Here is a 13,553-nt window from a genome sequence, read left to right on the forward strand (position 1 = left end):
TGACGCCCGAGAAGGTAGACGTCTTTGGCCCGCGACGACGGAGACTTCGACCGCCGACCCGACCCCGATGCCCTCCTTGCCCTGAGCGATAAGGAGAGCAAAGGGAAGCTTTGCGTGTTCCTTGGCGCCGCGCCCGGCGTCGGAAAAACCTACGCGATGCTGGCGCGCGCGCAAACGGCAAAGGCCGAGGGCGTCGATGTTGTCGTAGGCGTAGCGGAAACGCATGGGCGCTCTGAGACGCAAGCGCTCCTCAACGGTCTTGAGACGCTGCCACGTCGCAAATGCGAATACCGCGGTCGGATCATAGAGGAATTCGACATAGACGCGGCGCTGGCGCGAAAGCCTCAGCTCATCCTCATCGACGAACTCGCGCACACGAACGCGCCCGATAGCCGGCACCCCAAACGCTGGCAGGACGTCGAAGAGCTGCTCGACGCCGGCATCGACGTCTGGACGACGCTCAACGTTCAGCATCTTGAAAGCCTCGCCGACGTCGTTTCCCGCGTGACCGGCGTCGCGGTGCGAGAGACCGTTCCGGATCGAGTCCTGCAGAAGGCTGCGGACGTTATCCTCGTCGACGTCACGCCAGACGAACTGCTCCAGAGACTTAAGGACGGCAAGGTCTATGTTCCCGAGACCGCGAAGCGCGCGACGCAGAATTTTTTCACGCCGCGCAATCTCACCGCCTTGCGTGAACTTGCGCTGCGGCGAACGGCCGAACGCGTCGACGACCAAATGGTCGATTTCCTTCGCCAAGGAGCGATTGAAGGCCCCTGGGCGACTGCGGAACGCTTACTGGTTTGCGTTGGCCGCGATGCGAAATCCGAGGCCGTGGTTCGCGCCGGCGCACGACTGGCGACAGGCCTCAACGCGACATGGATCGCGCTTTATGTCGAGCGCGCCGGCCAGGAGGAGCGATCCGCCGAGGTCGTGAGAAATGTTGATCAAGCGTTGCGGCTGGCGGAGCGGCTTGGCGCCGAGATCGAGCGCGTCTCGGGAGACGATCTCGCTGGCGAAGTGCTCCGTTTTGCAAGACGCGAAAATATTACGCAGATTGTGCTCGGCCGTTCGCCAGCTCGGCCCTTCGCCCGACTCGTGCGACGTTCCCTGACCGACGAAATTCTTCGGCAATCGACGGATATCGCGGTTCACGTCGTCGTCCAGGAGGATGGCGCGCTTCAAGCCAGACGCGCGCCGAAATTGCCGACCCTGTCAGAGACGTGGCGCGGGGTCGGCGGCGCCGCAGTGTCGGTCACGATTACGGTGATGGTTGGATATGTGCTCGACCGCTGGCTCGGTCTTGCCAATCCGTCGGTGATCTTCCTCCTTCCGGTCGTGCTTTGCGCCGTCGGCTTGGGAATGTGGTCCGCGATCATGGCGGCGGTTCTTTCCTTTCTCGCCTGCGACTTTTTCTTTTTCAATCCGCGCTACGAACTCACCATTTCCCAACCGCAGGAATTTCTTTCGCTCCTTGTCGCGCTGGTCGTCGCCGTCATAACGGCAATGCTCGCGAGCAAGATGCGCAACTACGCACAGAACATGCGCCAGCGGTCTCAGGCGATGCAGTCGCTGTTTGAATTTTCTCGCAAGCTTTCGACGATAACGACGCTCGACGACATTCTCTGGGTGTCGGCTTCTCAAATTCAGAAAGCCGGCGGCGTATCCTGCGTTGTGCTGCTGATGCCGGAAGAGACCGGTTTGAGACTGGCTGCCGCCTGGCCGCCGGTCGATCAAATGGACGCCGGCGAACTCGCCGCCGCGCGATGGGCGCTGGAGAAAGCCGAGCCCGCCGGATGGCGGACGGATACGCTGCCGAATGTGCGTTTCCAATTCCGGCCTCTCACGACGGCGCGCGGCGTCGTCGCCGTTTGCGGGATCGAGCCCCAGACGCCTCAGGAACCGTTCTCGGCTGCGACGGAAAGCACGATTGCGGCGCTGATTGAACAGACGGCGATTGCGATCGACCGATCGATGCTCGTCGGCGACTCGGTCAAGGCGGCGGCTCTCGAAGAGAATGAAAAACTGCGGACGATTCTGCTGTCCGCCCTCTCGCATGATCTCCGCACGCCGCTCACTTCGATCACGGGCGCAGTGACGAGCCTCCGCGAGCTTGGCGAGCAGCTCTCGCCCGAAGATCGCAAAGACCTTCTCCTCTCGATCGAGGAAGAGGCCGGACGTCTATCGCGCTTCATCGCCAATCTGCTGGACATGTCGCGTATCGAGTCCGGCGGTCTGTCGCCGCGCAGCGATCTCGTCAATGTGGCCGACGTCATCCGCAACGTGCTGGAAAGATCTCGAAAAACTTTCTCCGGAAAAGACACGTCAATCAGCATCGCGCCGGACTTGCCGCCTATCCGAGGCGACGCCAATCTCCTGGGTCAGGTATTGTTCAACTTGATCGACAATGCGCATAAATATGGCGGCCCGACCGGCGTGATCATTCATGCGCGGCGGGAGGGCGCTGACGTGGTCATCACCGTGACGGACGAAGGGCCTGGCGTGAAGGCGGCGGACCTCGAACGCATCTTCGAAAAATTCTATCGGAGCGGGCGCGTGGATGGCCGCAAGGCTGGAACCGGGCTCGGACTCTCGATCTGTCGCGGACTCGTCAAGGCCATGGGCGGAACCATCGTCGCTCAGAGCCCTGCCGTTCGGCGACGCGGGACAAGGATCATCATGCGCTTCCCTGCCGCAAGCCTGTCGAAGCAGGGTGTTGCGGCATGAGCGGCGAGAGCGTTCTTGTCGTTGACGATGAACCTCAAATACAGCGCGTGTTGCGGCCGTCGCTGACGGCGAGCGGCTACGAGGTCATAGAAGCGGCGACAGGCCGCGAGGCGCTGGCCGCCATATCGGCCAATTCACCCGATCTCATCATCCTCGATCTCGGTCTTCCCGACATGGACGGCAAGGAGGTGTTGCGGAAGTTGCGAATCATCACGCGAACGCCGGTGATTGTTCTCTCGGCGCGCGATCGTGAATCGGAGAAGATTGCAGCGCTCGACCTAGGCGCCGACGACTATGTCGAGAAGCCGTTTGCGATGGGAGAGCTGCTGGCGCGCATGCGCACGGCCTTACGTCACTCCCAGGATACAGCGACCTCTGAATCCGAACGCGTCGTCGCCAACGGGCTCGTCGTAAATCTGTATAAGCGAAGCGTCGCAAAAAACGGCGCGCCGGTGAAACTGACGCCGAAGGAATTCGAGCTCCTCGCCTTTCTCGCGCGACACGCCGGCCGGCCTTTGACGCAACGAGAAATCTTGAAAGCGGTTTGGGGACCGGCGCATCAGAACGACAGCCAATATCTGCGCGTATTCATCGGCCAGCTACGGGCGAAGATAGAGGAAAACCCCGCAACGCCCACAATCATCGTGACCGAGCCCGGCGTCGGCTACCGATTTATCGAGATCGAATAGGATGATTTTTGTCTGACCGGCGGGCATCAGCGCAATACCAATGAATAAACCAACAATCGGCAGGATACCTGCGAAGGCGTCGGGCCGCTATTTCAATAAAACTCTTTGATTTATCATTAATTTCAGATGATTATCGACGATAATAGCCTTTGATTTGGTGCCCAGGAGAGGACTCGAACCTCCACGGCTTTCACCACTGGTACCTGAAACCAGCGCGTCTACCAATTCCGCCACCTGGGCTTAGAGCGCGTCTCATAGGGGCAGCGGACGCCTCGTGTCAATGCGCGCTTTATGCAAAACCACATGGCCGCCCAGGTTGCGGCGGCGCCAGCCTCGCGCATTTCCTTCGTCGTCAAATTTCGCTAGAGCCATAGCGACCATTTTTCCGGCGGGAGCCGGCGCGGCGCAAGCGGAGCAAATCGCAATGATCGGCGACAATAACCAGACCATTGGCGAAGGACGGGTGGTGACGGTGTTCGGCGGCTCCGGCTTTGTCGGCCGCTACGTCGTCCGGGCGCTGGCGCGCGACGGCTGGCGCGTGCGCGTCGCTTGCCGGCGGCCCGACCTTGCCTTCTTTCTTCAGCCGCTCGGCCGCGTCGGCCAGGTCGTGGCGGTGCAGGCCAATGTGCGCAGTCCGGAGTCGATTGCGGCGGCCCTGCGCGGCGCCTCGGCGGTGGTCAATCTTGTCGGCATCCTTGCTGAAACCGGCGCGCAGAAATTTTCGCGCGTCCAGGCGGGCGGCGCACGCACGATCGCCGAAGCGGCAAAGACGGCCGGCATCGACAATGTCGCGCATATTTCCGCCATCGGCGCCGATCCGCAGTCGCGTTCGGCCTATGGCCGAAGCAAGGCGGAAGGCGAAGCCGCCATGCTTGCGGAGGTTCCTGCCACGGTCATCCTGCGCCCTTCAGTGATTTTCGGGCCGGAAGACGACTTCTTCAACCGCTTCGCCACCATGGCGCGCTACTTCCCGTTCGTGCCCATCGTCGGCGCCGAGACGAAATTCCAGCCGGTCTATGTCGGCGACGTCGCCGACGCGGTGGCGATCGCGCTCGCCGGCCGCGCCAAGCCGGGCGTCGCTTATGAACTCGGCGGTCCGGAGGTCAAAAGCTTCGCGGAGATCGTCGACTATGTTCTGAAGGTGACGCAGCGCCAGCGCCGCGTCCTGAAACTCTCCTTCGGAACCGGCAAGCTTATGGCCAGCGTGACGCAGATGATGACCAAGCTGTCGCTGGGCCTTTTCCCGAAGCTCCTGCGCATGACGCGAGATCAGGTCGAATTGCTCAAGCACGACAATGTCGTCAGCGACGCGGCGAAGGCCGACGCGCGCACGCTTCAAGGTCTCGGAGTCGCCGATCCGCAATCGATCGAGTCGATCGTGCCGACCTATCTCTATCGCTTCCGCAAGGTCGGGCAGTATCAGACGCAGCGGCTAGGCGAATCCGCGTCGCGTTGACGACGTCGCGTTCTGAACTAGGGCCCGCGGGCGGACGGCGTCGTTTCACCACGCGGCTGTGGCGGCAGCATCCGATGGATGCGGGTCATGAAGGCGACGGCAAAGAGCGGCGTCAGCACGTTCAGCCCCGGCGTCGCGACGAAGACGGCGATGAACAGTCCGGCGACGAAGAGCCATAGCGCATGGCGACGGCGCAACGCCTCCGACTCTTGCAGCGAACGAAAGCGCGTCGCGGCGAAGAGAAAATATTCGCGCCCGAAAAGATAGGCGTTGGCCAGGAGGAAGGCCGCGGCGTTTATTCCCGGCACAAAGAGCAGCAGCAACGCAAAGAAATTGACGATCGCCGAAATTCCAGCGAAGCGCAGTCCCATGAGAATCGCCTGGGTCGCCGGAATGGCGCGACCGTGCTGTCCCGGCGGATAGAGATCCGCTTCGACGTGATCGGCGAGATCGTCGAGGAATAATCCGGACACCAGCACGGAGACGGGGGCGATGAGAAACGCCATCAGGAAGAACAGTCCGGCGCCCGTCGCATAGGTCAGCGCCGTCCGCAGCCAAGGATGCTCGACCATCACGAAGGACATGGCGAGCTTATCGAGACCCACCCAGGCGAGCGCCAGCAACAGGAAGGTCATGCCGAGGCTCTTGAGCAGCACCGCGCGGAACGGCGGCGTCACGATCTGGCGCAGCGCCGCCAAAGCGGCCTCGAACATTTCGGTCATGCGAGTCAATCACCTGCATCAATCGGCGAGTCGCGCCGCGGAAGTCGGAGAGCGCCTAGAGTGCTGCGAAAAAGTGGAATCCGGTTTTTCGCGCCGAGCGCGCTATGAATCTAGCGGCCGCCATCCAGATGGCGTTTCGCAGCGCGCGACGCAAGAGCCGGGTGCGGTCAAAGGCCTGACGCTAACTGCTGAGATGCGCGCCGAGATTTTCGAGGCCTTTCTCGAATTGATCACCGATCATCTTGTCGCGGCTGACGAAGATGTTCATCGCCCTGCTCGCGAGGCTGGCGTTGCCGGACATGCTCCAAACGACATGAGTCTTGCGCGCCGCGGAGTCGCCGCCCAAGCCCAGCGTGCGCGCGAGCCAGCGACCTTTCGTCAGTTCGCCGTCAGGAACGAGAAAAAAGGTCACGTCATTAGCCGCCGCAAAGGGCTTGCGCATATCGAGCCTGAGATCCACGCGCTCGCTCGGTCGACTGTCGACGATGGTCATGCGCCCCGCGCCGACACTTCTGTCGCCGGACCATTCGAAGGCGGCGCCGGGGCCCGCTGCGGGTCCCTCATATTGGATGTCAGCGTTTGGATCGAGTTTCGCCCAGGGTGACCAAGACTGCCAATTGCGCAGATCGTTGATCGCGGCAAAAACCTGGCGCGGCGGCGCATTGATGACCGCCTCGCGCCGCACCACGAAACTATTCGGCTGGAGGTAAACGGCCAGTGCGAGCAAAGCGGCGCCGTAGAACAAAACGATGAGCAACAAGCCAGTCATAAACCCCTCCAATGCGTGCGCCAGGAGAACCCGCGACACAACTAGCGCGCCGGGCTCAGGCTTCAAATGAATCGGCAGCCTGGATCAGCGCGGGCACGTGCGTTTCCTCGATTCGGAAATTGACGTCGTCGCCGCGCGCCGCCGCGGCGATGAAGAAACCTGCGCGCCGCCACTGCTCGACGCCGTAACTGTCGCCGGAATCGCTGCTAACGGCGAGCGGCGACAGGTTGACGACAAAGCTGTCGAGCCCGCCCGCCAACCCCCGCCCGTCGGCCTTCAGGACAGCCTCCTTGAGAGTCCAGATCGCAAAGAAAACTTCGCTCTGCGACTCTGGATCGGATTGGGCGCGCACGACCGCCGCCTCTTCGGGCGCAAAAAAACGCTCCGCCACCTTCAGGGCGTCTCGCGGCCTGAGAAACGACTCGACGTCGACGCCGACGTCGCGTCCCGACGCGATCGCCACGGCGGCCATGCCCCGGGTATGCGACAGGCTCACGTCAAGGCTGGTGAGCGGCGACAGCAGGAACGGCTTGCCGTGCGGCGTCACGCCGAATTGCCACGCGGCGGGCGCAGTCCCTTTCGCGCGCCCGGAAAGGCTGGCGCGCAACAGCGCATGCGCGGCGACATAGGCGTCGCGATCCGATTCGAACGCGAAACGCGCCGCCCGCGCTGTTTCGGCTTCGTCGAGAAGCGCAGCGAGCTTCGGCCATTCATCGTCGACGATATTCGCGACGTCGATGAAGAACACGTCGACGACGGCGGCGGACGTCTCAGCGTCGGCCGACGTCAGGAGACCCCGAGCTTCTTTTGCAGATTGGTCGAGGACGTCGTGTATTGGAACAGAAGCTTCTTGTCGGGATAGACGTAACGATGGGCCTTCTGCGCGGCGAGCGCGACCTCGTGGAAGCCCGAAAGGATGAGCTTCAATTTGCCTGGATAAGAGTTGATGTCGCCGACGGCGAAAATGCCGGGGTGACTCGTTTCGAATTTCTCGGTGTCGACGGGAATGAGGTTTTCATTGAGCTGAAGCCCCCAATCGGCGACGGGGCCCAGCTTCATGGTGAGGCCGAAGAACGGCATCAGGCGCTCGCAGGCGAGCTTCTCTACGACGCCGTCATTGCCCTTGAGGATCGCGCCCGCGAGTTCGCCATCCTCGCCTTCGACCGCGGTGATCTGGCCGAGCTTGAAGTCGATCTTGCCCGCCGCGACGAGCTCCTGCATCGCCGAGACGGAATGCGGCGCGGCGCGGAACTGATCGCGACGATGGACGAGCGTGATGCTTTTCGCCACCGGCTGCAGATTGAGCGTCCAGTCGAGCGCCGAGTCGCCGCCGCCGACGATGACGACGTTCTTGTCGCGGAAGTCCTCCATGCGGCGCACGGCGTAAAACACCGACGTCCCCTCATAGGACTCGATCTTCGGGATCGGCGGCTTCTTGGGCTGGAACGATCCCCCGCCGGCGGCGATGAAGACGACCTTGGCGTGAAATATTTTTCCCGCGTCGGTGCTGAGGCGGAATTCCGGCTTTTCGGCCGTTCCCAGCGACACGAGCGTCTCGACCATTTCGTTGAAGTGAAAGGTCGGGTGAAACGGCTCGATCTGCTTCAGGAGATTGTCCGTCAGCTCCTGGCCGGTGCAGACCGGCAGGCCGGGAATGTCATAGATCGGCTTTTCGGGATAGAGCTCCGAGCACTGGCCGCCGGCGCGCGGAAGAATGTCGATGACATGCGCCTTGATATCCAACAGGCCAAGTTCGAATACCGAAAAAAGACCCGCTGGGCCGGCGCCGACAATGACCACATCGGTTTCGATCGCGGCTTCTTTAAGCTGGTTCATCGCCAATTCCCGACTAATTCCTCAAACGCGGAAGATCGAAGACGCCGTTTGCGTCGCGTGTGCGCCGTCGGCCGGCGCTGCGGGCGCGTCTTGCGCGGCGGCCGGCGTCAAATTCGCCCTGCCGGTTCGTCTATCGCATTTGTCGAGAGATTCAAACCCGCTGGGGCGTAGTCTGGAAAAATTGCGCGTCAGCCCTGCTGGGCGGGGGTCGTTAAGACCAGCCCGTCGAGTTCCGGCCTTACGGTGATCTGGCAGCACAGCCGCGAATTCGGCTTCACGTCAAAGGCGAAGTCGAGCATGTCCTCCTCCATCTGCGACGCCTTGCCGGTTTTTTCGGCCCATTTTTCATCAACATAGACGTGACAGGTGGCGCAAGCGCAGGCGCCGCCGCATTCCGCGGCGATCTCGGGAATGTCGTTGCGTCGGGCTGTCTCCATCACGGTCGAACCGACCTCGCCCTCGACGGATCGGGCTTGACCCTGGGAATCGACGAAGGTGATCTTGACCTTTGTCGGCGCGCCGCCCCCCGGTTCCGCGCCATAGCGGGTCGCCGCATCCTCAAAGCTCATCTTCGCCATGACGCCTGTCTCTTCCTCATGCATGCTCGACTTTCGCGGCGCTCCCGACTGTGCTTGAAGCAGGAAAGCCACGGGCCGCTATTCTTCCGCGCGTCGTGCGGTTGCTCCGCCAGCGCTGCCCAAATTGTCGCCGTTCAGTTAGCACCCGTCCGTTTGCGGCGCTAGCCCCTCCCGACGCGCGCGACCGTAGGCCACATTCGATGCAATTCAGCGGCAACCGCCGAAAGAGACGCGCAGATGACGGACATCGCTTTAGGGTTCCGGAACGCCGATGGCGCGCTACGGTCTGAGCTGACCGGGTGCCTCGATTTCATGAACGAAACGCCTTTTTTCAAGCGCTACAAGCAGGAGACTTGGGACGCGCTGCAAATATCCGGAAACAGTAAGATATTGGATGTCGCCTGCGGCGTCGGCTTCGACGTCATCGGACTCGCGCGGCGCTTCCCACGCGCCGACGTATTCGGGCTCGATTCGTCGCATGGCTTTCTTGGCTTGGCGCGAGAGCGGGCGCGGGGGCTTCCCAATGCGCTTTTCGTCGGCGGCGACTCCCGCGGCCTCCCCTTCGGCGATCGCGTGTTCGATGGCGTTCGAATCGATCGCTCCTTGCAGCACATCAGCGCTCCCATCGAGGCGCTGCGCGAAATGGTCCGGGTGACGCGCAAGGGTGGCAGAATCGTCGTGGCCGAGCCCGATTGGGGAACATATTTCGTCTACAACGGGAAACTCGAAACCGGGGCGAAGATGGCGCGACTATGGGAGAAGTCTTTCGCCAATCCTTACATCGGCCGAGAGATCGGCGTTCTGCTCCAAAAGTGCGGCGTCGAAAACATCGGCTGCAGGGCGCATGCTCTCGTCGTCAGAAGTCTCGACGCGGCGGAGATCATCTTCGACCTCACGCGCGTGACGGAGAATTGCTTGTCCGCGGGCGTCTTAACGCGAGACGAGGCGGAAGACTGGTCGAGCGCGACTAAAGCGGCGTCCCAAAGCGGCGCGTTTCTCGCGTGCCTGAACATCATGCTGTGGGAAGGTTCGATCCCGGACTGAGCGGTTGCGCCCTGCCAGCGTTGCTATAACCGGGCGCGCGTCCATTGGCCGATGCGCAGCGCGATACGCGCCGCGGCGTCGCTGAGCGCCCGCGCCGCTGGCGAGCCGGTGTGTTCCGGCGCCGGCGCCTCTTCGACAAAGATCCGCGCCGCCTTCGCCCGGCCGCCGCCCGAGTCGACCAGTTGGACGGAAACTTCAATGATGGCGAGATTACGAGCGAGGTCGATCTCGAAGCGCCGCACGTCCGTCTGCAGTTTTGTTTGCGCGCCAAAGTTGGAAGAGGCTGAAAGACCGCACTGCTGCAGCGCTTCAATCAAGCGGCGCTGGAAAAGACGCGGCATCGGATCGGACCACTGCACGCCGGGAAGAATGGCCACGCTGTCATCGCCGGCGCGAACCACAATCCGATCCGAGGAGGTCGGCGCGAGCGCAGCGGGTTCAGGCACGTAGACCGCGGGGCCGCTGCGCAAAGCGACGCTTCGCAAAGCGCCCGTCTCGGTCGTCAGATCGAACGTCTCGCGCGTCGCCTGGGCGCAGGCCGACACGAGAAACGCGACCGACACGATCACCGTCGCCTGCGCGACCTTGCGTTGCGTCGAAGCGGACGCCTTCAGTTTCATGCCGACCCGTCGCCCCATTTCGCCCGCGCGCCCCGTCGAGCGCGTCGTTCTTCTATCCGATCCGCGCATTGGCTCAAAGCCACGCTTTGGATTGATTTAACGCCCTTGATACTCCGGCACGGACTGGGACGGCCCGAAGATGAATTGTGATGGGTTTTTCTCAACCGAATGCAGCGTGCGATCGAATGTGTCGACGGCCTTGCGACCATCCACAGCGAGCTGTCCATATTCGCGCAGCCCCGTCGCGGCGAAACGATTGATGCGTTCCGAGGCCCCGGCGATATTGCCGGCGATCGCCTTGATCTGCTTGGGATCAATCGCCTTGATCGTCCTTTCGCCGGCCGCAAGCAGCTGATCGAGCCGCGCCGCCGCCGGTTTAAGCGATCGTGCGACGTCCGTCGCGTCGTGGATGAAAGTCGTGATCGAAGCGGAGTTATCGGCGAAAGTCTTGCTGACCGTTGCAGCGTTTTTAAGCGTCGCGGTGATGGCCGGACCATTATCGTCTATGAGCTTGTCGAGTTTCGTGAGGACTTCGGCGGCCTTTTTCGACAGGCTCTGAACATTGACGAGCAAATTTTGGATTTCGGAGCGCTCGGCCTGAATTTGGGGATACTTCTGGCCGACTTGCGCCGTCAGAGGCGGGGCGCCGGGCGTGCCGCCGACCAGTAGGACGTCGGAAACGCCCGTAAAGCCCCGCGTCTCGAGACGCGCGCGCGTGTCGGTCTTGACCGGCGTTCTGCTGTCGATCCTGACGAGCACATCGACCTTGCTCGGATCTTGTTCGGAAATCCCAAGATGCGTGACCTCGCCGACCTTCACGCCATTGAACAGCACCGAGGACCCGCGGCTCAGCCCTGAAACCTCGGTGAACACAATCTGGAATGTATCCTGCCGGCCAAGCTGGCTCGGACCGGAAAACCAGTAGACGAAAAGAAAGGCGGCGAAGGCGACCGCCAGCGTGAAAGCGCCGATCAGGGCGTAGTTGGCGCGGGTTTCCATTGTTCGTCCTTCTGCTCAACGCGCGCCGCAGTCAGTCTGCCGCCGCGCACGCCGTGGAAATAGGCCTTCAGCCACGGGTGGTCGGATGCGAGCAAGGTTTCCAGCGGCCCTGCGGCGATGACCCGACCTTCAGCGAGCGCCGCCACCCTGTCGCAAATAGAATACAGGCTGTCGAGATCGTGCGTCACCATAAACACGGTCAGCCCGAGGGTCTGCTGCAGCGTGCCGATCAGCGCGTCGAATTCGGCGGCGCTGATCGGATCGAGCCCCGATGTCGGTTCGTCCAGGAACACAAGCTCGGGATCAAGCGCCAAGGCGCGCGCCAGGGCCGCGCGCTTCACCATGCCGCCCGACAATTCTGACGGAAATTTGTCCGCGGCGTCGGGATTGAGGCCAACGAGCTCGAGCTTCAGCAAAGCCAGCTCGTCCATCAGTCGTTCCGACAGGTCGCGCGTTTCGCGCATCGGCATCTGAATATTCTGTTTCACCGTCAGGCCCGAAAACAGCGCGCCGTTCTGAAACAGCACGCCCCATCGCTGTTCCAACGCGCGCCGCTCAAGCGGCGGCAGCATGTCACGATTCTGTCCAAAAACCTGAACGGAGCCGCTCCGCTTGGGCGTGAGACCAAGGATCGTGCGGGTGAGAACCGATTTTCCTTGGCCGGAGCCGCCGACGACGCCGAGCACCTCGCCGCGGTAGACGTCGAGATTAAGCCCTTTGACGATGGTTTTGTCGCCAAAGCCGACCACGAGATCGCGCACGCTGATAATGACGTCGCGATTCGGACGCGGTTGAGCGGCGTCGTTGGCGTGAGCCGAGGCGTTGGTCATCGCCGCGCTCAATAGTCGATCGCCGCAAAAAATACGGCGAACACCCCATCCATCACAATGACCATGAAGATTGATTTCACGACCGAGGACGTGACCTGTCGGCCGAGCGATTCGGCGGAGCCCTGCGTCGCGAGCCCGTCCATCGACGCGATGAGGCCAATCACCAGCGCCATAAAGGGCGCCTTGATGATGCCGACAAGAAACGTATGCAACGCGATCGCCTCTTTGAGCAATGACGCGAACGCCGCGGGGCTGATCCCCCCATACCACCAAGCCACGAGCATGCCGCCAAAGAGCGCCGCCATGTCGGCGACGAAGGTCAAAATCGGCAGGGAGATCACCAGACCGAGCACGCGCGGCGCGATCAGCACCTCGAAGGGCGAAAGTCCCATCACCAGCAGCGCGTCGACCTCCTCGCGCATTTTCATCGAGCCGAGTTCGGCGGTGATCGCCGAGCCTGAACGGCCGGCGATCATGATCGAGGTGAGCAGCACGCCGAGCTCGCGCAAGACAAGAATGCCGATCAGGCTGACCGTGTAGCTGGACGCGCCGAACTTGAGCAATTGAAAGATGCCCTGTTGCGCGACGATGCCGCCGACCAGAATGTTGATCAACACGATGATCGGGACGCTGCGAAAGCCGACCAGCTCGATTTGCGCGACGAGCGAAGTGAGCCTGAACCGCCGCGGATTGGCGGCCACATAGATCATCGAGGAGACGAATTCGCCGAGAAAGCCGACGCCGCGGTAAAATTCGCGAAGCGCATCCACGATGGATTCGCCGAAATCCGCGAGCAGAACGAAGAAGACATTGAACCGCGGCCGCGAGGGCGCAGCAAAGTCGCGGTAACGCGTTTCATCGAGCAGCGTCGAATATTCAGGCCGCACATGTTCGAGCGTGACCGCGACGTCGCGGCGCGCGAGATCATGCCGCGCGCGATTGATCAGCCAGGCGCCGGCCGTGTCGAGTTGCGAGACTTGCGAAAGATCGATGGCGATCGTACGGTCGAGACGCGCTTCCTCGACAATTCGACGCCCCTCCTCCTCCAGGCGCTGAGAGGCGATGAGCGTCCAGTCGCCCGAAAGCGCAAGGCGCACGCCCTGCGCGGCGGATTGGCGCGCGACCTTGGGCGGACGCTGCATCGCCGCGACGGTCATCGGGCTTCGTTCCGCGCTAGAGTCAGTGATCGGCTCATTGATCGCGTCATCCTATCCGAAGATTGTGGCGCGCCGCTGACGCCGGTCGGCGCGCCGCCGCTTGTAAAGCCGCCTGTTCCAAAGCCGCCT

13 protein-coding genes and 1 tRNA gene are annotated in these 13,553 nt (G+C 62.3%); 4 read left to right on the plus strand and 10 right to left on the minus strand.

The window, feature by feature from the left end:
* Positions 1-24 precede the first annotated feature (24 nt).
* A complete protein-coding gene (locus tag A3OO_RS0102255) occupies positions 25-2,724 on the plus strand; it encodes a sensor histidine kinase (RefSeq protein WP_018406205.1) in 2,700 nt (899 codons plus the stop codon).
* On the plus strand, positions 2,721-3,413 hold the full coding sequence (locus tag A3OO_RS0102260) for a response regulator (protein WP_018406206.1): 693 nt from the start codon (positions 2,721-2,723) through the stop codon (positions 3,411-3,413). Before A3OO_RS0102255 ends, A3OO_RS0102260 begins: the two co-directional genes overlap by 4 nt.
* 155 nt (positions 3,414-3,568) lie before the next feature.
* On the opposite strand, the gene A3OO_RS0102265 is transcribed toward A3OO_RS0102260, so the two are convergent.
* Positions 3,569-3,653: transfer RNA gene (locus A3OO_RS0102265), tRNA-Leu, on the minus strand.
* A 184-nt stretch (positions 3,654-3,837) separates the two neighbouring features.
* Here A3OO_RS0102265 and A3OO_RS0102275 point away from each other — a divergent pair.
* Positions 3,838-4,869: a complex I NDUFA9 subunit family protein gene (locus A3OO_RS0102275; protein ID WP_018406208.1), complete on the plus strand. Its 1,032-nt coding sequence runs from the start codon at positions 3,838-3,840 to the stop codon at positions 4,867-4,869.
* Positions 4,870-4,886: 17 nt separating this feature from the next.
* Here A3OO_RS0102275 and A3OO_RS0102280 read toward each other — a convergent pair whose 3' ends face one another.
* The 5 genes from A3OO_RS0102280 to A3OO_RS0102305 form a co-directional block, all read right to left on the minus strand.
* On the minus strand, positions 4,887-5,591 hold the full coding sequence (locus tag A3OO_RS0102280; protein WP_018406209.1) for a sulfate transporter family protein: 705 nt from the start codon (positions 5,589-5,591) through the stop codon (positions 4,887-4,889).
* Positions 5,592-5,772: 181 nt separating this feature from the next.
* The gene (locus A3OO_RS0102285; RefSeq protein WP_018406210.1) at positions 5,773-6,360 is read right to left on the minus strand and encodes an SRPBCC family protein; all 588 of its coding nucleotides are present in this window, start codon (positions 6,358-6,360) and stop codon (positions 5,773-5,775) included.
* A gap of 55 nt (positions 6,361-6,415) precedes the next feature.
* A complete protein-coding gene (locus tag A3OO_RS20985; protein ID WP_018406211.1) occupies positions 6,416-7,108 on the minus strand; it encodes a 4'-phosphopantetheinyl transferase family protein in 693 nt (230 codons plus the stop codon).
* A 38-nt stretch (positions 7,109-7,146) separates the two neighbouring features.
* Entirely contained in the window at positions 7,147-8,196 is a 1,050-nt protein-coding gene (locus A3OO_RS0102295) for an NAD(P)/FAD-dependent oxidoreductase (RefSeq protein ID WP_018406212.1), read from the minus strand.
* Between the two features lie 188 nt (positions 8,197-8,384).
* Positions 8,385-8,774, minus strand: coding sequence for a 2Fe-2S iron-sulfur cluster-binding protein (locus A3OO_RS0102305; RefSeq protein ID WP_210330768.1), 390 nt, complete (start codon positions 8,772-8,774; stop codon positions 8,385-8,387).
* A gap of 237 nt (positions 8,775-9,011) precedes the next feature.
* Between A3OO_RS0102305 and A3OO_RS0102310 the strand changes: the two genes are divergently transcribed.
* Positions 9,012-9,818: a methyltransferase domain-containing protein gene (locus tag A3OO_RS0102310; RefSeq protein WP_026222614.1), complete on the plus strand. Its 807-nt coding sequence runs from the start codon at positions 9,012-9,014 to the stop codon at positions 9,816-9,818.
* Positions 9,819-9,841: 23 nt separating this feature from the next.
* Here the strand turns inward: A3OO_RS0102310 and A3OO_RS0102315 are convergent, their stop codons facing one another.
* The 4 genes from A3OO_RS0102315 to A3OO_RS0102335 form a co-directional block, all read right to left on the minus strand.
* Positions 9,842-10,438: an ABC-type transport auxiliary lipoprotein family protein gene (locus A3OO_RS0102315; protein ID WP_018406216.1), complete on the minus strand. Its 597-nt coding sequence runs from the start codon at positions 10,436-10,438 to the stop codon at positions 9,842-9,844.
* A gap of 96 nt (positions 10,439-10,534) precedes the next feature.
* Positions 10,535-11,437, minus strand: a complete 903-nt coding sequence (locus tag A3OO_RS0102325) for an MlaD family protein (RefSeq protein ID WP_018406218.1) — start codon at positions 11,435-11,437, stop codon at positions 10,535-10,537.
* Entirely contained in the window at positions 11,410-12,267 is an 858-nt protein-coding gene (locus tag A3OO_RS0102330) for an ABC transporter ATP-binding protein (RefSeq protein WP_040573559.1), read from the minus strand. Before A3OO_RS0102330 ends, A3OO_RS0102325 begins: the two co-directional genes overlap by 28 nt.
* An 8-nt stretch (positions 12,268-12,275) precedes the next feature.
* Positions 12,276-13,424 carry an ABC transporter permease gene (locus A3OO_RS0102335; protein WP_040573348.1) on the minus strand — a complete coding sequence of 383 codons (1,149 nt, stop codon included), beginning with the start codon at positions 13,422-13,424 and terminating at the stop codon, positions 12,276-12,278.
* Between the last annotated feature and the right edge of the window lie 129 nt (positions 13,425-13,553).

This window comes from Methylocystis rosea SV97 (genome assembly GCF_000372845.1).
Taxonomy (GTDB): Bacteria; Pseudomonadota; Alphaproteobacteria; order Rhizobiales; family Beijerinckiaceae; genus Methylocystis; species Methylocystis rosea.